The sequence below is a fragment of the Ignavibacteriales bacterium genome, assembly GCA_026390775.1.
GTDB lineage: Bacteria > Bacteroidota > Ignavibacteria > Ignavibacteriales > Melioribacteraceae > Fen-1258.
Map to the genome: position 1 here is coordinate 104,132 of JAPLFF010000008.1, position 17,664 is coordinate 121,795.

The window sequence follows — 17,664 nt, forward strand, 5'->3', positions numbered from 1 at the left end:
TTGATTTCAACTAATACAAAAACCAAACTTTAGCTGATTACCTCGTCTATTCTGCAGACCGTTCTAAACTGGCAGAAGCGGCATACCTTATTTTCTCTCTCCTCAAGTTTTGAGAGATGGAATTTTCCTTTCGAAATAGCTTCAACATAATTTTTAACATGTTCTATTGATTTATCAACAAGCTGTTCTACCGATTGAATCTCGTCTCCTTTTTTTGTTGATGTAACTCTATCCTTTCCAAAATCATCAACAGCATATTTTAACGAGTAGATGAACATTTCATTTGGAGAATATTTACCATTGAATTTTCTGCTGAGTAATTCACTAGCTGCAAAAAGATAGATCGGTAGCTGAAGCGAGATTCCGTTTTTCAGATCATCAAAACTTGGTTTTGCACCGCTCAATTTGTAATCAACAATGTTGAAAGATTTTATTTTTTCATTTATCTCAATCCGGTCAATTTTTCCGCGGAGTTTTATGTTGTCAATTATAATTGGCTCCTGATCGCTTAATATCTTATCGGAACCGCTTTCTTTTAACCGTCCGAAACTTACTTCGAAGAACATCGGGATAAAATCATCTTCGCATTTTCGTTCTGTCTCTAAGAACTTATACAGAATTGATTCTTTTTTATTTCCGTTTAGACCAAGAATTTTTTCGCGTTCATAAAATGTTAACGGTGATCTAAATGCTGTTAACTGCAGCTGGTCAGTTGCGATCTCAAAAATTAGTTTCTCTGCCTGCTGAAAAGTTTTTTCATCACAATTAATAAGTTTGATCTTCTTCTCTCTCAATGAAGAATAAAATTCATATAATATTGAGTGAAGCAATCTTCCCATTTCTATCGCTTCAATATCTTCTGTCGGTTCTTCTATGGTTTCTATTCCAAGTACACGCTCAACAAAAAATTTGAACGGACATTTAGCATATGTTTCAAGTTGTGAAATAGAATATTGTTTTGACTTAAATGTATTCAATCTATTAGCAACGACCGGATCATCGGAACTAATATTTCCGGAATATGGAGATTCAACTTGCACTTCAGAATTTCTAATCTTATCTATTTCAAGTGAACGGGATATTTTTTCTAGATCTACAGTTAAATTATTTTTCATTTTATCACTAATAGAGTCTGTCCCGTTTTTCCCAATGAGAGTTTGCAAATCCTCATTCGAAAAAATTATATCGTCATAATCATTCTCGTTTTTTGAAGAGATCGAAAAAACTTCTTCAAATTCATCCAGAAAAGTGGAGACGACAACTTCCCGCCCGCTTTCAGTTAACGGGTAAGTCAAAAAAAGTTTCTTCTTCCATGTGCACAGCGCTTGATAAAAACGATAACGTTCTTCTGTCTGATGTATCCTTGCTTGTTTCTTAAATGAACCGGAGAAAAAGATTTCCGGCGAATAACGCGTGGGCAAATCTCCATCGCATAGACCGCTTATAAATAGATAATCGAACTCAAGTCCGCGTATCTCATCAAGAGTTGTAACCTGCACGCCGTAATCTGATTTTTCTTTTACATTGAAACGTGCCCAGTTGCATGCTGTACGAATCTGATCCATGTAAAAATCAATCGCAAATACTTTTTCATTACCATATTCTTCTGATAAGAGTTGAAATATTTCAGACATTGTTTCAAGAAAATCTGTAAATGCTCTTACATTTTTTTCCTGGTCGATCTCGATCGAAAGAAGTTTAAAAGGAATTCTCGTTTTAACTATAAACTCTCTAAACCGTTTATGAAATTCCTCAATTGTTAATTTCCCATCGAACGGTTTTAGTAATTCTGATATAAATTGAATATCGCTCAAAGCCTTATTATAAAGGTCTTTCTTTGTGTCTCCTTCATTATCATCATCGCCAGTGTAATCAAGATTTGCGATTGCGTCTTTAAGTGAATTGACCCAGTTCTCTTTTCCGGAAACGATTTTTAATTCTGATGATAGTCTGTAAAGATTGGAAACATCAACTTTATTCGTATCTATGAAACCGCTGCTTAATGCACGGAAAATATTTTTGAAATAAAAATCGTTCTCGGCAATCTCTAAAAAATTTACAATGGCAGTAACGGGGTTTGCATTATCAAGCGGAGTTCTATCCGATAGATTGTACGGAAGTCCGTTCTTTTCAAATACGTCTTTTATTGTTGAAGAGTAATTCTGGATTAAATTAAACGCTAAACAGATTCTATGCGGCTCACATTTTTCATAAGTGATTATTTTTTTTATTTCTCGTGCTATCAGTTCTATTTCTTTTTCACGGTCATTGGCAATAATTTTTGAAATGCTGGCAGAATAATCAATCTTGGATGAAAATTTTTGCGAGTTGAATAATTTATCGCGCAAGATCTTATGAAATTTATTTTGATCACGAATGTTTCTTTCTTCAATGTTAATAAATCCAAGATGGTAAAGTTTGTCATAACATTTATCAAGATGAGAAAAGATAGATTTATTGTTCCGGGAATAATCGAATCTCAGAAACAATTTTGTGTTACCCACACTGGAAAGTTTTTGAATGATTTCGATTTCCGGATTAGAGAACTCATTAAATCCGTCAATAATAATCAGATCAACTTCATCATACAGCTTTCGGAAGTTTGCAATAAATTCTTTGGTTGTTAGTTGATTCAGTTGCGAGTAAATATCTCCGGCTTCATAAGCATTAAGTGCAAAACATTTGTTACAGTAATTTTCATAAATGTCCGCAATATCCAATGCTTTTAGTCTCTCTGATTTTTCCAGCTTCTCGGCTTCGCTTCGTAATAAATTTGGTGAAATGCCTTGCCGTTTGTATTCAGAAATCACATTCTTGATTCGATCTAAAGCGCCAAAAGGAATTTCATTTTTATAAAGAGAAAAATATTTTAGCTCGATCTCCGCAGTACTTTGTCTGATAAAAACTGTAGCTGCTGCTTCACTCAACTGCTTGAAAGGATGTGTAATAGAAAGAAGTTTTGTAGAAATCGTGCCGAGTGTTTCAATGTTTAATCCTGATGTAGCGCGGTTTGGAATTCTTGATATAAATTCTTTTTTAAGATTTCTTGCTTTACGGTTCGTTGGAACGATTAACAATAATTCGCTCAACTTAGATGAGTCAATCTTTTCACTAATCAAAAGATCAACATTTACATCTCTAATATTTTCTTTTGTTAATATCATTTGCCAAGCATTAATAATTTGTAAGATTTTCTAATTTGTTTAGAAAGATCGAGTCCCAACAATTTTATTATCTCTCTAAATCGCTCTTCAGCATCTTTTCGTGTTGATACCAACACTGTTTCCAATTCAAGAAATTTTCCAAGTCCCTTAACTTCATCAAGATGGATCCGGGTATTCTTATATAGATATAAAATTCTTTTTTTCTCAACGATTGTATCAATCTTAAAAATATCGTGTAAATATTTTTCCGGATTCTTTCCTTCTAACCGCAGTAATTCATAGTTACTCCATCGTTTCCCCTTTTCATCGCGCAGATATTTTATCAAGGTAAAAGTATTTCCTTCTATACGAAGTTTAAGCAACCCGTTCTTGGTTTTGTAGTAAACGTCTTTTTGTTTAAGAATACCTTTTTTTTCGGCATTTATTCTTCTAAGAACATTTATTAATTTTGTATGTGATTCAACTTTAATTTTTAATTCTAAATTTAACGGCATTTTAGTGAACCAATTTATGATTTGTGTTGTCTAAGAAATAAGAGATTATTCTTTAGTATGAACTAATTTCTCCGGTTGATTTTTAACATATAATCCATATCTTTAATAAGAAGCTTAGCAAAAGGAAATATAAGATGAAAGTATTAATGATTCTCCTGTTAATTGTTCCGCTTGGTTTATCAAGTGCACAAAAAATCGGCGAACTTGCGCCTGAAAGACCGACTGAAATATTTCCCAACAATGCCTGGGGTATGGATATTATGTTTACCGAGGGCGGATTTGGTCTGGGTACTTTTTTACGAAAATCATTAGCTACCGATCTAACCGGATTTATTGATCTCTCATTTTCCGAAACAAAGGATGAAAGAGAAGTTGATTACGTTTATTACGATTTATACGGAAATCCTATTAATTATACACCGGATAAAGTAAACCGTGCTTTTCAAGTGCCTGTAAATTTTGGTGTTCAATACAGATTATTTTCAGAATCTTTGATTGAAAACCTCCGCCCGTATTTAACTGCCGGCGTCGGACCAACTTTAATTATTACTACACCTTATAGTCAAGAATTTTTTAAATCATTTGGTTCTGCTCAAATTAAATATGCTATTGGCGGATATGTAGGTTTTGGCGCAAACATGGGAATAAGCAAATCAAATTTGATCGGTCTGAATGTCAGATATTACTACACGTATGTTTTTGGTGATGGAATTGAAATTCTTGCCAACAATCTTAGAAAAAGTTTCGGACAGTTTGCTTTAACGCTTACAGTCGGGATTATGTATTGAAAGTTGAAGATAATTCGTTCAATGGATTTAGTGAAGATATTTTTAAATTTCTCCGCGATTTAGATAAGAACAATTCTGTTGAATGGTTCCATAAGAATTATGAACGCTACCAAAAGTTTTTAGTTGAGCCTGCAAAAGCATTTATCACGGATCTTGCCCCGTTCTTAAATCAGCTTAATCCCGCAATTAGAACCGAGCCGAAGTTTAATAAAACAATAATGCGTTTGAATAAAGATATGCGTTTTGCAAAAGGCGAACCTTACCGCGCATTTTTATTAATTCACTTCGGCAGATTTAAATTGGACAGCGAATTTTTTCTTTACTTTGAACCGGATGATTATCAGATCGGATTATTCATCAACAACACAAAAGGTGATAATCTTTATTTCAGACAAAACTTAAAAAAGTTCAAGAAGGAAATTATTTCCGTCTGCAGCCGTTTTGGTATAAATGATAATTTCAGTTTGTATGATTTAAAGAAAGAGGATGAAGAAATTGTTGGAAAGTTTAATGCTGAAAAACATTACAGCAAGCTGGAAGAAATTGATATGATAATTCTTCATAAGAAGAAAAAGCCAAGTTTAAAAAAACTCTACTCGAGTGAAATAATTCCCGAGATGATGAAAACAATTACCACACTTTACCCGCTTTACTGCTTTGCAATCTCACCACAACCGATGAAAGAATTACAAAATTTTGAAGAGAATTTCTAACCTCCCCCTTTGTCCCCCTCCTTAAGTTAAGGAGGGGGAATTAGAGGGGGTGGTCGGTGAGGTCAAGAAAACGATTGACATCAATTTCCTTTTAAACTAAGTTGAGTTAGTACCAAACACCATCTTTAATCGGGGTACTTTGTTTTGGAATGAGAACAAAGGAAATAGATTTCTGCAAAGGTTAATAGGTTAAAAAGCTGATTGTGCAAAGGATGATAGATATGCACACACTATTTTTAAATGATAGAAATTTAGATTGTTTTGTAAGAAATTGGAACGTAGATATGCAACTGCATGCATATCTACGTTCCCTAACTAATAATTTCATGCAGTATAAGTAATAGTTATGTGGCATTAGTTTTATGCATAATTGTTTATAAATAATTTTAGTAATGTAAGAGTTCGAATGCAAACATTAAGTAATAAGGCTGTTTCTATTTTTATTTTGTCTTTTTTACTCTTGTCATTTAATTTTACATACTCACAAAATAAAGAAGAAATAACGAAAGAAAATTATTATTGGGCAACTGTAGGTGTTGGTCTAAGTTCAATTGGTTATGGTAGCAGTACCTCTTTTGCATTAAATGCAAATATTACTTATCAGTTCGACAGAAATATACTGTCACTGAGAGTTGCTGGAGGTGGTGAAGTTTTTGGAAAATCTCTTATAGATTATGGGTTACTTTATGGGTATTCATTAAACTCGACCTCATTTTTTTTATCTATTGGGGCTGGTCTTGCAATAGTATTTGGAATTAAAGATAATGGATTATTCAATAAAGGTGAGAATATTGGACCTACCGTAGGATTGCCAATAGAAGCTCAATTATTTTGGCGTCCGCTTGCAGCATTTGGTCTCGGCTTATATTTTTTTGCAGATGTAAACACAGAAGATTTATTTGCTGGTGCAACTTTGAGTCTTCAATTTGGTAAACTTAGATAAAAAATAAATGCAGATGAGTCAATATATTTTTCATAATATTTATTGTATTATTTATAAAATAATTGTAATAAAAGATTCGCCACATAACCCGCCGCTCAACACAGACAGCGTTTTTCATTACGGCATTTGTGCAATTATAAAATTGGTCTTGCAAAACTAAGTTGCTTTTTAAGGTAGTTTGTTCTAAAAAATATTTTTATAAATTAATAAGTTGCTACTGCTATTCGGTATTCTTGTTGTGGGCTGCTGGTTAGCGGCAACGCCGTTATATGCTTTGAAAAGGAGGTCATATGGAGTCTGGAACCAATCTCAAGAGCATTCATATCGCCGGAACTCTCGGGGTGATTGCTTGTGTCATCGCCTTTGCCGAGTTTCCGTTATGGTTTGTGGGCGAGTCTATGCCTAAGTTTTGGGACGCGACCGCTTTCAGTGAGTTCGTTGCGCGGCACAGCACGCTCTATCTCACGCGCACCTTAATGGACCTATTCATCTTCAGCCTGCTGATCGTCTTCTTCGGTGGATTCCGACATCTGATTGTGATTACACAAGATTCCTACGAATGGCTCGGTACGACCTTCTTTGGCATCGCAACAATATACATCGCCTTGACCTTAGTCAGTGATTCACTCGCCGGAACCGTCGCTCTCCACACAATCGATGGAAAGGCTGACCCGACGGTGGTACGGGCTCTCAACGAAAGCACGGTTTTGATGTTTGGTTCCGTTGCGGAAGTTCTTATCGCGACGATGATGGTGGTTGCCGGAATTCTAATCTTTTGTACGAAAGCGCTTCCACGGTGGACAGGATGGCTAGCTTTTATTACCGCGGTCTTGAACTTGGCGTTCGTGCCGACGATGTACTTAGGCACCGATTTCACAAAGTTCTATAGTGCTGCAGGGGATGGACCTGCGGCCACTGCTCCTTTCGCGTTTGTAATTTGGATTTTAGCTACAGCCATTTGCATGATGAGGAAGCGATCGATTAATAGCATTGCTTGAAACACAGTGATGTGTATAAATACTTTATCGATTTAACCATTATGTTCCAGTGACAATGGATTAGAAATTTTATTGTTGATTATTTATTTTATACAATAATGCCTACGCCATCCTTGGCTTCGGCAACTTAATTATGGCAAAGCGAGCCAACAGCATATAACAAGCGTCTCAAGCGGAACGCTCCCGCCGATGGCGGGATAAATTCCGTCGGTCGTGTTATTTGTAGTTACTGTTGAGATAGTTTATTCTGTTTTGGTGCAAGTGAATTTTATAAACAATAAATCAGATTATTTGTAGCGGACACTTCGTGGCGTCCGCTTAAACGCAACTACGTTATATAGTCTAATTAATTGAAATTCTCGTAGTGTTAAAGTAGGATATCCATCATGAATAAAAAGATATATTCACCCAATCAGCAATTGATACAATTTTTTCTTCTTACATTTTTATTTAGTTGGCTGATGTGGCTTCCTAGTATTTTAATTACTTATAACTTGATTACTCCCAGTCAAACTCTAATCACAATAAATAATGTACTGAAATGGGTGGCCGGGATAGGGCCATCTCTAACTGCAATAATTTTGGTGATTAAATTCGATGGTAAAGTTGGTCTTAAAAAATTGTTCAAGAGAGTTTGGAACATAAAACTTGGATATTGGTATTTTCCAATAATTTTAATGCTGCCCATTATACTTGTTACTGCTCATTTAATAAATACTTTTTTCTTTAATAATTCATTTCCTAAAACAGGTCTTTTAGAAGAACCCTGGTGGATTCCTGTATTATTTGTCATCTTTTTTATATACCAATTTAGCGAAGAATTGGGTTGGAGAGGGTACGCATTAGATCGTCTTCAAAAAAAATGGAATGCGCTTTATTCTAGTTTATTGCTCGGGTGCATTTGGGGCATCTGGCATTTACCCATGTTTTTATCCAGCGGCTTTGGCCAACATGATAACCACTTGCCATTTATTCAATTCTTGATAACATTAGTTTTATTATCAGTCTGGATAACATGGTTTCAGAATAATACGAACAACAGTCTTATTCCGGCTTTTGTTATTCATGCATTTATAAATCTCTCAGGCGATGTTTTACCCTTAATTGAAAAGAACGAAAAGATACAAGGTAATTATACAGCTTGGCTAATTTTAAATATATTGCTTTTTCTATCTGTTATTGCGATTGTATTTTTTTATGGTATTAAGAAATTGGTTCGTAAGGAAACCACTATATAACATGCAACTCAAAGCGACTGCTATCTTCGATGCGGTCGTTTGATGTGGTTATTGGGTTTGGTTTTTCAAAGTAAGTTTGTTGTTCAAAGTTGATTTGTATTTTTAAACTGATAATAAAACAAAAAGGTAGTTGCTAAAAGTGTAATTGTAGTTATGGGTGGCGCGTTAGGCGCAACACCGTAAGTTTATTTGAGACAGATATGAAAAAAATATTACTTGTATTAATCCTTTCACTAAATTTTTTGCCGTGTGCAATAACCGGTCAGGTTAGTGATACTTTACAAAATAATTGTATGCAAGGTTTATCCATTAATAGCGGATTAAGTTTGTCTGCGGTTAAGGATGAATTTATTTCTAATGAAAAATACTCCGGTTCTTCAATCAACTATTTAATCAGCTGGATTAAGTATCATGAATCATATCTATATGATTTACGGATGGAAGCAATAGCCGGCGCTGAAGTAAAAAACAATAATGTTTCTGCCAAAGTAACGGATTTTAATTTAAGTCTTGCTTATTGTTATCCTATCGGCAGTATTGATCTATTTGGAAAACGGATGAATCTTTTCCTCGGTCCTTATCCTGAATTATATCTGCATTTCAGAAGTCAAAATATTGCGAGCGGCGGAACAGCAATAATAGACGCCTACTCGGTGGCATTTTTGTTTTCTCTTGGCGCAAAAGTAATTGCAAACTTACCGCTTAATGATAATTTTCTGCTTAGCGGCGAATTGTCTTCAAGTCTGCTTTCTCTTGGAGGCAAATTTATTGATCCAAGAGATAAACAGAACAGCATGATGAAACTTCTAACTGTTTTTTCCGGAATGAGATTGTCTTCTCAATATAGTATCAATTATAAAATTTCAGATTTTCTTTCCGCAGGTGCCGGTTACAGATTCAATGTCGTTCGAATAAGCGCATGGGATTCTTTTCTGTTTTCATCCGATAATTTCTTTTTATCAATCACAATGAATTTCTAAAATGAAAAAGAACGGTTTATTATTGGTTCTTAGCTTCCTCTTCTCCATTTCATGCAGTGATTTGATTATTGAAAATAACGACATCAATAAAAATCCAGATGATTTTGAATCTGCATGGCAAACGGCAAAACAAGTCTACCCGTTTTTCCAGTTCAAGAATATTGATTGGGACAGTCTTTATAGAAAATATAAACCGGTTGCTCTGGCTTCCAAAGGTGATGAAATTTATAATGTCCTTTTCGATATGTTCCGCGAATTAAAAGATGGTCACATTGAAATTCATACCGAAGGAGGATTCCCCGTTCCGACTTATTTATGGCCGCGAGATATTGACCGCAAGTCATTCAGCCAAATTGTTGTAAGCAATTATATAGGGAAACAATTAAAACTCACCGGAAAGAATAATATCAGTTATGAAATTTTTGACAATATCGGTTATATCTATCTCTCAACGTTTGAGGAAGGAAGCTGGATAAACAATTTTGATAACATTTTAGATTACATGAAGAATACAAACGGATTGATCTTAGATGTCAGAAACAACGGCGGCGGAAGCGGCACTACATCCGATTTTGTAATATCCCGTTTTATCAAACAACCGATACAGGAAAAAATGATTTACGCCGACGGGCATATTAAACAGTGGCTGATTCAACCCGGCGGATCTTTCACTTACACAAACCAAGTTGTTATTCTTGTGAACGGTTCAAGTTTCAGCGCCGCTGAATTATTTCCTGAATTGATGCGCCAGCTTTCAAATGTAACTATTGTTGGAAGTATTACCGGCGGGGGCGGAGGCTCTAACGATGTTTACACATTGCCAAGCGGTAAACGAATCAAAATGCCGAATTCATATTTTACAAGATTGGACGGCGAATTGATTGAATGGAACGGGGTCGTTCCGGATATCATCGTTGAACAGACTGAAGCTGATAAAAATAACGGCATAGATAAACAATTAGAAATGGCCCGGCTGAAACTTATTCAGAGATAATTACCCGGTCGTCAAGTACCATTCCTTGACGAAAACGATTAGGTCTTAAAATCTTAAAATTTTATTTCTTCCATTTAATCGTACAGCCGATAGTAAACGTTTCCGGAACAGAGATTTGTTTACCACTCAAAAGTTCATCAAGTGCATTCCGCAAATATTTACTCTTTACGCTTTGAGGCTCTTGCCAGTTATCGTCAATCTTTCCGTGGAAAATTAATTTTCTTTCTTTATCGAAAAGAAAAATTTCCGGCGTGTGAGTCGCACCGTACGCTTTAGCAATGTTTTGAGTTTGATCATGCAGATACGGAAAATTAAACTTCTTCATCTTCGCGCGTGCTTTCATATTCTCAAATGAATCTTCCGGATAATTTTCATCCTCATTTGAACTGATCGCAATTAATTGAACATCTTTTGAATAATCTTTTTGTATCTCCATAATCCTATCTTCATAAGCCTGTACATAAGGACAGTGATTACAGCTGAATACTATAACAAGCGCTTTCTTATTGGCAAATGTGTTTAACGAATATTTTTTGCCGTCGGTTGCGGGTAAGTTAAAGTCCGGTGCCAATGAACCGATTTTTAATGTGTCGGTTGCCATAAAATCCTCCGTGTATCTAAAATATTTCTTAAATTATTTTTGAATCAAAGCTAAACTTGTTGAAATTTACTTATGAAAAATAACGGAGTATAATTTGAATTCCAACGAACTCTTTTCTTCACTTTTTAACGATTACGATAATTATCGTGAGAAAAAACTCAATTCGGATTTTATAAGTCATGCACAACTAAAAGAACTTGTTGCGGGAATGCAGAACCAGAATCTTTTCCGTGTTGAAGAATTAGGTGAATCAATAGACGGAAAAGAAATATTTTCTGTTGTCTTCGGTGAAGGGGAAACAAAAATTTTAGCCTGGTCGCAAATGCACGGCGATGAACCAACGGCAACTGCGGCATTGTTCGATCTGTTCAATTTCTTCTCTTCGAAAGATCAGTATGATGATTTAAGAAAAGCTCTTCTAAAGAAAATTACATTTCACTTTATCCCAATGTTAAATCCCGACGGTGCAGAAATGTTTACGCGGGAAAATGCTTATAATATTGATCTCAACCGTGATGCTTTGCGTTTACAATCTTATGAATCAAAAATACTTTGGGACTATGCGGGAAAGCTCGAACCCGAGTTCGGCTTTAATTTACACGATCAAAACAGCTATTACACAGCGGGACGATCAAATAAAGCGTCGGCAATTTCTCTCTTGGCTCCGCCGATGAATCATGTTAAAAGTACAAATTACATCCGAGAAAAGAGCATGCAGGTAATTTGTAAAATTAATGAAGCTCTTTCTTTATTCATTCCTCAAAACATTGCACGGTACAAAGATGATTTTGAACCGCGTGCGTTCGGTGATAATTTTACCAAGAATGATATCAGCACAATTTTAATCGAATCGGGTTACTATAAAAATGATTTCAAAAAAGATTTTGTCCGCAAATTGAATTTCATTGCTTTACTCTCTGCTTTCAATTCAATCGCCGAGAAAGATTATGAAAATATAGATCACAAAAAGTATTTTGATATTCCCGAAAATGAAGAGCTTCTTTTTGATCTGCTTCTAAGAAATCTAACCTTAAACTATAATGGAAGAAATTTTAAGATAGATATCGGAATTAACCGTGAGAAAAAACGAAACAAGGAGTCACAATCATTTTATTATAAAAGTAAAATTGCTGATTTAGGCGACCTTTCAATTTTTTATGGAATTGAGGAACATGATCTCACCGGCTACCAAGTAATTCCAGATAATAAACTTAGTGTTGATGAACCGGCTGATCTGAAAATCTTTATTAAAGGTCAACTAAAAAAAGAAGTAAAGAACGGATTCATGAACGATCCGGTTAAATAACAAATTGCTTCATTATCAAATGGAGAGCTAATTAATTATTTTTAGATAACGATAAATTTTTATTGTTAGAAAGCGACAACAATGCGTGCAATAACAAACACGTTGAATGATCAAGAACTCCAACAGCGTTATTCAGAATTTGAAAAAGAAGCCGTTCCTCATCTCGATGCAGTTTATAACTTCGCTTTAAGGATGACCGGTGATGAAGATGATGCCGACGATCTCGTTCAAGAAACCTATCTAAAAGCTTTCCGCTTCTTCGATAAATTTGAAAAAGGTACAAACTGCAAAGCATGGCTGTTTAGAATTTTAAAGAACTCATTTATTAACGACTACCGCAAAACAACTAAAGAGCAGAATAAAGTTGATTACGACGACATTCAAAATTTTTATGAAAATATTAAAGCCGATGAAGTTGAAACCCAGCACTATGAAAAAGACGCTTTCGCAAATCTACTTGATGATGAAATCTCCAAAGCCATATCAGAATTACCCGAAGATTTTAGAACTGTAGTAATCTTAAGTGATATTGAAGGATTTACATACGAAGAGATTGCCGACTTTGTTGATATTCCTGTAGGAACGGTTAGATCTCGGTTACACCGTGCACGCAAAATGCTCTACGTTCAACTGTTCGATTATGCTAAAGACAAAGGATTTATCAAAAAGAAAAATTCCTCAAAAAAATCCGGTTAATAGAAATGGAATTGTTAGAAGAAATAACATCTTATGTAGATGAAGAATTAAAAGATCAGAATATTTGCTGCCGCATGAAAAAGCTTATTACTGATGATTGCGTTATTCGAAAAGAATATATGATTCAGAAATGCATGAAAGATCTTCTGAGAAAACGATTTGCCTGCTGTAAATCCCCAATTGGACTGGACGAAAAAATATTTCAATATATATCCCATAACATTAACAACTAATCTTTTTCCGTTGTGTAAAAACCCAACTTCTAAAAAAGTTGGGTTTTTAATTCCAATTGATTACTTGATTTGATTCTTAGCACTGATTTTTATAGGTTTACGCCTCAAAATTTTTATCAACAATAAGGCAGGTGATATAAGTTGGTTGGAATTACCGTTGCAGAGAACGAGAATATTGACAAAGCGTTAAAGCGTTTTAAGAAAAAATATGAGCGTTCAGGTGTTCTAAAAGAATTCAAGAAGAGAGCTTTCTTTGTTAAACCGTCCGTTGAAAAAAGAATGGAAGGAATTAAAGCAAAGCGGAGAGCTTCAAGAGATCAAGCTATGCGCGATAGAAAATCGTCATAACAAAAAAAACCCCGATCAAGTCGGGGTTTTTTCTTATTTACCATTATTGTGGTTGTTGAGATAATGTTTTCTAAAATGTAAAGTGATCTTTTCAAAAGCTTCATCAACGGTAGTGCAGAAATCAAAAATTTTCACATCGGATTTACTTATCATTCCGTGAGCGATCATTGCATCAAAATTTATAATCTCTCTCCAATAGTTCTCACCATATATAATTACTTTAAGCGGCTTGGTAACTTTTTTAGTCTGGATCAAAGTAATAACTTCCATAAGCTCATCCATTGTTCCAAATCCGCCGGGGAATGCAACAAGAACTTTTGCCAGATAAATAAACCAAAACTTTCTCATAAAGAAATAATGGAACTCAAAAGCCAATTCGGGATCTACATATTTATTAACAAACTGTTCGAATGGAATACTGATGTTCAAACCTATAGAATGACCTTTGGCAAGTTTAGCTCCTTTGTTTGCAGCCTCCATAATACCGGGACCGCCGCCGCTGCAAATTATAAATCTCTTTTCGTTTACAGGAAGAGACATAGACCATTCCGTTAATTTCTTCGAGAGTTCTACAGCGTCTTCATAATACTGGGACATTTCCAAAAGTTTTAGAGCATGTTCAAATTTTTTCTTTGAGGAAGATGATTTCTCTTTCTTCGCTTGATTCAAAAGTTTCAAAGCATCTCTTCTGGAAATAATTCTAGCCGAACCAAAAAAAACTACGGTATCAACAATTTTATTTTTTTTGAAACGTGCTTTAGGTTCTAAAAATTCTGATAGAATTCTAATTGTCCGGCCGTCTGCCGAATTTAAGAAATCCAAATTATTGTAAGCTTTTACAGGCGGCTTATGTTGTTTTTTCATTTTTCACCAAATAAAATAAATATGATCGGATTGTAAAATTGTATTCATGATTAATTTGAGAGAAGAAAGCCCCGAGTGTCCGGGGCTTTATCCAAAATTTATTTTTGAGCCGGCTGAGTTGATCGCTGCTGCGGTAATGCAGGTGCAGTTGGAACTTGCTGTCTGCCTCCACCCTGAATAATACTTTCTTTCTGAGCAGATGTTGATTGACCCGGTAAAAAGAATAAGTTAATTACTACCGCTAAAATTAAAAGTGCCCCGCCTAACCACCATGTAATACGGCTAAAAAAATCTGCTGTTCTTCTTGTGCCGAAAACTGTTCCAAATTGACCGGAACCGCCGAATGAACCCGCAAGTCCGCCGCCTTTACTTGACTGAAGCAGAACAACAATAATTAGTAAAATCGCAATAATGACTGAAAGCATAATAAGTAATGTATACATAATAGACTCCTTGTTAATGGTAGCGAGGGAGGGATTCGAACCCCCGACACATGGATTATGATTCCATTGCTCTAACCAGCTGAGCTACCTCGCCAAATCTTCAGTAAAACGGGGTGTAAATATAAAGCATCACCTTTCCAAGTTCAAGCCAATGCTATGCTTGTTTTAGTTCTACTATCTTACTTTAGCGAGGATATTTTTCTTGTTTGAATACTTAATCGTTCAATTCCTTCCACAGTACATCGAGCATATTATCAATTCCTTCTTTTGTTGCGGAAGAAAAAATTAATATTTCTCCTTTATAACCGGGTATCTTTTTGTCTTTGATTTTTTTTAGTTCCTTTGGTTCGATTAAATCGGATTTAGTTAATGCTACAAGTTTTTTCTTTTTACTTAACACTTTTGAATACTTCTCAAGTTCTCCAAGAAGTGTTTTATAATCTTTAACATAATCTTCAGAAGTAATATCAATCATTATCAAAAGGATTTTTGTCCTTTCGATGTGTCTGAGGAATTTTAATCCCAGTCCTTTACCAAGATGTGCGCCTTCAATAATTCCGGGAATATCTGCAACTGTTATACTCTGATAATTTTTATAACGGACAATTCCTAAATTAGGTTCAAGCGTGGTGAAAGGATAATCTGCAATTTTTGGTTTAGCTTCCGAGATCACAGAGATCAAAGTAGATTTGCCGGAATTAGGAAATCCAACAAGACCGACATCGGCAATTAATTTTAATTCCAATTCAATATTTTTTTCTTCGCCGGGTTTTCCAGGTTCTGCAAAACGCGGAGTTTGATTTGTCGGAGTAGCAAAGTTACTGTTCCCTTTACCGCCTTTGCCTCCTTTTACTGCAACAAATTCTTTTTGATCTTTATCCAAATCAAAAATTAGTTCATTTGTTTCGGCGTCTTTTATCAGAGTTCCAACCGGAATTTTTATAATAATATCCTGGCCACTCTTTCCATCTTTTAGTGAAGATCCGCCCGGGTCTCCATCATCAGCGATATATTTTCTTTTATATTGGAAATCTAAAAGAGTTGTAAAATTTCGATCGGCAAGGAATATTACACTTCCACCGGTGCCGCCGTTTCCTCCTGCCGGACCGCCTTTGGGAACATATTTTTCTCTGCGGAAAGCCACTGCACCATCGCCGCCATTACCGGCTTTTATATAAATTTTTGCGTAGTCTATAAACATTGTTTTATTTACCGCCGAAATATTCTGAAATGATTGATCTAAATGTTTCTGCCTCTTTTGAGTTGCGATTAATGCGGCGGGCTATCAGCGTTTGGTTGATCACCAAATGCGCATCATCTGCATTCTTGCAGTTTGAGATTTCATCAAGAGTTTTAGCAAAGTCTTCAATATCATAATCATAAATGACTTCAATTATTTTTGTCATCTCTTTATGCTCAAGAATTTCAGCAAGATCAACTTTGAAAGGTTCATCACTTTCCTGCTGTAAGTTTGTTGCTAACTCATTAATTTTATCTACATATTCAAATTCTTTTTCCGATTCGATATTATCATCGCTTTCAACAGAATTTTCATTATCGGTTGAATCTTCTTCATTTATCTTTTCGTTTTTAACTTCTGTTTGGTCACCATCTTTTTGTTTAAGTATTAATGAGAGGTGATCCGGTCCTTCGTTTTCTTCTTCAGAGTTTTCAGTTTCATCTGACAAATCTTCTTCGGACTCATTCAATTCATCATTGTCTTCTTCACTCTCCTCAGTTTCTTCTATTGTACTTTCAGCAACATTTGCGGTTTGTTCTTCATAAACTGGTTCAATTCTAATATCCTCATCCATTCTGATTCTCAGCTTAGCAGATTGAGGAACTGAAATTTCTTTTTCTTCAACAATATCTTCATCTGTTGATTCTTCTTTTTCTTCAGCATCAACTTCTTGATCTTGCTCAAGTTTTTGTTCTCGCTCGTGATCTTCTTCCAAATCTACTTCTGCTTCAACCTCTGCAACCTTTGGTTTTTCTTCTTCGATCTTTTCGGTCTCAAATTTCTCTTCTTCTATGATCTCAGATAATGGTTCTTCCTTAACAATCATAACATTTTTCATAACTTTTAAAATATCGCTGATTTCAATCTTTGTATTTTCATCCTTACCGAATGTTTCGTTGACTTTTTGTAAATGTGATAATAATTCTTTTTCTTCTAAAAACATTTCAACTGCCGAAAGAGGCACTTTCGATTTCTTGATCTCGCCGATATTTAAGAACTCAGCCATAGATTTAAGTGCATTAGATAAAATTGCCTCCAAGTAAGTCTCAACCCCAAGTTTATCGGCTTTATTCAGCAGTTCTTCGAACTCTTGTGAGTTCATTGATAAGATCTTTTTTGTGTTGATATATGATATTAGAATTCTGTTTGTGTATTTGCAATAATAAACATAATTCAGAATCTGTTTGATCTCATTTGTTGTTTTGGTTGGAGATTCATCAAATATAAATTTTTGCAATGTCCACTTTGGATGAATAAGATAATTTACCGTGAACGATGAAGCATGCAGTACCAACTTTGCAATGTACTCAAGTGCAAAACGTTTTGTCTTTTTAACTTCTTCCGATATCTGGTTAAAATGATAAGAGATTTTCTCACCCGAGTAATCAAAGACAGAATTTTTAAGAAGTTTCTGCCTGTCCTCAAAAATCAAGTAATCAATTTCTGCTGAAATATATTGAAGGATTGCCGGATGCAGATCGGAAGCAAGAAGTTGTTCGAATGTGAAAAAAGGTCCGAGTTTATTAACCTTATTCAGATTGAAATCATATATGAATTTTATTTCTCTTTCGAACATGAATCAGTAATTCTCCTTTAACAACATCGTAAAATCAAAGTGCAC

Annotated in this window: 18 protein-coding genes and 1 tRNA gene; 11 read left to right on the forward strand and 8 right to left on the reverse strand. The window is 35.0% G+C overall.

Annotated features, from left to right (window positions below; all coding sequences use genetic code 11):
- Window positions 1-29 precede the first annotated feature (29 nt).
- A complete protein-coding gene (locus tag NTZ27_13070; protein ID MCX6175678.1) occupies window positions 30-3,164 on the reverse strand; it encodes an exodeoxyribonuclease V subunit gamma in 3,135 nt (1,044 codons plus the stop codon).
- Window positions 3,161-3,658: a class IV adenylate cyclase gene (locus tag NTZ27_13075; GenBank protein ID MCX6175679.1), complete on the reverse strand. Its 498-nt coding sequence runs from the start codon at window positions 3,656-3,658 to the stop codon at window positions 3,161-3,163. The genes NTZ27_13070 and NTZ27_13075 overlap by 4 nt, the downstream gene beginning before the upstream one ends.
- 134 nt (window positions 3,659-3,792) lie before the next feature.
- Between NTZ27_13075 and NTZ27_13080 the strand changes: the two genes are divergently transcribed.
- From NTZ27_13080 to NTZ27_13110, 7 genes are all read left to right on the forward strand, one after another.
- Window positions 3,793-4,446, forward strand: a complete 654-nt coding sequence (locus NTZ27_13080) for a hypothetical protein (GenBank protein MCX6175680.1) — start codon at window positions 3,793-3,795, stop codon at window positions 4,444-4,446.
- The gene (locus NTZ27_13085) at window positions 4,443-5,159 is read left to right on the forward strand and encodes a DUF2461 family protein (protein MCX6175681.1); all 717 of its coding nucleotides are present in this window, start codon (window positions 4,443-4,445) and stop codon (window positions 5,157-5,159) included. The genes NTZ27_13080 and NTZ27_13085 overlap by 4 nt, the downstream gene beginning before the upstream one ends.
- Before the next feature lie 406 nt (window positions 5,160-5,565).
- Window positions 5,566-6,102, forward strand: a complete 537-nt coding sequence (locus tag NTZ27_13090) for a hypothetical protein (GenBank protein ID MCX6175682.1) — start codon at window positions 5,566-5,568, stop codon at window positions 6,100-6,102.
- Between the two features lie 290 nt (window positions 6,103-6,392).
- Window positions 6,393-7,100 carry a hypothetical protein gene (locus tag NTZ27_13095; protein MCX6175683.1) on the forward strand — a complete coding sequence of 236 codons (708 nt, stop codon included), beginning with the start codon at window positions 6,393-6,395 and terminating at the stop codon, window positions 7,098-7,100.
- 386 nt (window positions 7,101-7,486) lie between these two features.
- Complete coding sequence (locus tag NTZ27_13100) at window positions 7,487-8,338, forward strand: type II CAAX endopeptidase family protein (protein ID MCX6175684.1); 852 nt, start codon at window positions 7,487-7,489, stop codon at window positions 8,336-8,338.
- Window positions 8,339-8,538: 200 nt separating this feature from the next.
- Entirely contained in the window at window positions 8,539-9,318 is a 780-nt protein-coding gene (locus NTZ27_13105; protein MCX6175685.1) for a hypothetical protein, read from the forward strand.
- A gap of 1 nt (window position 9,319) precedes the next feature.
- Window positions 9,320-10,312 (forward strand): S41 family peptidase, encoded by a 993-nt coding sequence (locus tag NTZ27_13110; protein ID MCX6175686.1) that lies wholly within the window; start codon window positions 9,320-9,322, stop codon window positions 10,310-10,312.
- A gap of 61 nt (window positions 10,313-10,373) precedes the next feature.
- Here NTZ27_13110 and NTZ27_13115 read toward each other — a convergent pair whose 3' ends face one another.
- Window positions 10,374-10,913, reverse strand: coding sequence for a thioredoxin family protein (locus tag NTZ27_13115; GenBank protein MCX6175687.1), 540 nt, complete (start codon window positions 10,911-10,913; stop codon window positions 10,374-10,376).
- A gap of 94 nt (window positions 10,914-11,007) precedes the next feature.
- Between NTZ27_13115 and NTZ27_13120 the strand changes: the two genes are divergently transcribed.
- The 4 genes from NTZ27_13120 (at window position 11,008) to rpsU (ending at window position 13,496) form a co-directional block, all read left to right on the forward strand.
- On the forward strand, window positions 11,008-12,219 hold the full coding sequence (locus tag NTZ27_13120) for a M14 family zinc carboxypeptidase (GenBank protein ID MCX6175688.1): 1,212 nt from the start codon (window positions 11,008-11,010) through the stop codon (window positions 12,217-12,219).
- A gap of 81 nt (window positions 12,220-12,300) precedes the next feature.
- Window positions 12,301-12,915 carry a sigma-70 family RNA polymerase sigma factor gene (locus NTZ27_13125; protein MCX6175689.1) on the forward strand — a complete coding sequence of 205 codons (615 nt, stop codon included), beginning with the start codon at window positions 12,301-12,303 and terminating at the stop codon, window positions 12,913-12,915.
- A 5-nt stretch (window positions 12,916-12,920) separates the two neighbouring features.
- The gene (locus tag NTZ27_13130) at window positions 12,921-13,148 is read left to right on the forward strand and encodes a hypothetical protein (protein MCX6175690.1); all 228 of its coding nucleotides are present in this window, start codon (window positions 12,921-12,923) and stop codon (window positions 13,146-13,148) included.
- Between the two features lie 141 nt (window positions 13,149-13,289).
- On the forward strand, window positions 13,290-13,496 hold the full coding sequence (gene rpsU / locus NTZ27_13135) for a 30S ribosomal protein S21 (GenBank protein ID MCX6175691.1): 207 nt from the start codon (window positions 13,290-13,292) through the stop codon (window positions 13,494-13,496).
- Window positions 13,497-13,529: 33 nt separating this feature from the next.
- On the opposite strand, the gene NTZ27_13140 is transcribed toward rpsU, so the two are convergent.
- From NTZ27_13140 to NTZ27_13160, 5 genes are all read right to left on the reverse strand, one after another.
- Window positions 13,530-14,360, reverse strand: coding sequence for an LOG family protein (locus NTZ27_13140; protein ID MCX6175692.1), 831 nt, complete (start codon window positions 14,358-14,360; stop codon window positions 13,530-13,532).
- A 98-nt stretch (window positions 14,361-14,458) separates the two neighbouring features.
- Entirely contained in the window at window positions 14,459-14,803 is a 345-nt protein-coding gene (gene secG, locus NTZ27_13145; GenBank protein ID MCX6175693.1) for a preprotein translocase subunit SecG, read from the reverse strand.
- 17 nt (window positions 14,804-14,820) lie between these two features.
- Window positions 14,821-14,897 (reverse strand) — tRNA-Met (locus tag NTZ27_13150).
- Window positions 14,898-15,017: 120 nt separating this feature from the next.
- The gene (gene obgE / locus NTZ27_13155) at window positions 15,018-16,004 is read right to left on the reverse strand and encodes a GTPase ObgE (protein MCX6175694.1); all 987 of its coding nucleotides are present in this window, start codon (window positions 16,002-16,004) and stop codon (window positions 15,018-15,020) included.
- 4 nt (window positions 16,005-16,008) lie between these two features.
- Entirely contained in the window at window positions 16,009-17,619 is a 1,611-nt protein-coding gene (locus tag NTZ27_13160) for a hypothetical protein (protein ID MCX6175695.1), read from the reverse strand.
- Window positions 17,620-17,664: the final 45 nt, after the last annotated feature.

Bases quoted from the DNA above. Each gene is read 5' to 3' on its own strand.
- NTZ27_13125 (MCX6175689.1), top strand. From the start codon at position 12,301: ATGCGTGCAATAACAAACACGTTGAATGATCAAGAACTCCAACAGCGT.
- NTZ27_13070 (MCX6175678.1), bottom strand. From the start codon at position 3,164: ATGATATTAACAAAAGAAAATATTAGAGATGTAAATGTTGATCTTTTG.
- obgE (MCX6175694.1), bottom strand. From the start codon at position 16,004: ATGTTTATAGACTACGCAAAAATTTATATAAAAGCCGGTAATGGCGGC.
- NTZ27_13075 (MCX6175679.1), bottom strand. From the start codon at position 3,658: ATGCCGTTAAATTTAGAATTAAAAATTAAAGTTGAATCACATACAAAA.
- NTZ27_13100 (MCX6175684.1), top strand. From the start codon at position 7,487: ATGAATAAAAAGATATATTCACCCAATCAGCAATTGATACAATTTTTT.
- NTZ27_13110 (MCX6175686.1), top strand. From the start codon at position 9,320: ATGAAAAAGAACGGTTTATTATTGGTTCTTAGCTTCCTCTTCTCCATT.
- NTZ27_13130 (MCX6175690.1), top strand. From the start codon at position 12,921: ATGGAATTGTTAGAAGAAATAACATCTTATGTAGATGAAGAATTAAAA.
- NTZ27_13160 (MCX6175695.1), bottom strand. From the start codon at position 17,619: ATGTTCGAAAGAGAAATAAAATTCATATATGATTTCAATCTGAATAAG.
- NTZ27_13090 (MCX6175682.1), top strand. From the start codon at position 5,566: ATGCAAACATTAAGTAATAAGGCTGTTTCTATTTTTATTTTGTCTTTT.
- NTZ27_13140 (MCX6175692.1), bottom strand. From the start codon at position 14,360: ATGAAAAAACAACATAAGCCGCCTGTAAAAGCTTACAATAATTTGGAT.
- secG (MCX6175693.1), bottom strand. From the start codon at position 14,803: ATGTATACATTACTTATTATGCTTTCAGTCATTATTGCGATTTTACTA.
- NTZ27_13095 (MCX6175683.1), top strand. From the start codon at position 6,393: ATGGAGTCTGGAACCAATCTCAAGAGCATTCATATCGCCGGAACTCTC.
- NTZ27_13105 (MCX6175685.1), top strand. From the start codon at position 8,539: ATGAAAAAAATATTACTTGTATTAATCCTTTCACTAAATTTTTTGCCG.
- NTZ27_13080 (MCX6175680.1), top strand. From the start codon at position 3,793: ATGAAAGTATTAATGATTCTCCTGTTAATTGTTCCGCTTGGTTTATCA.
- NTZ27_13115 (MCX6175687.1), bottom strand. From the start codon at position 10,913: ATGGCAACCGACACATTAAAAATCGGTTCATTGGCACCGGACTTTAAC.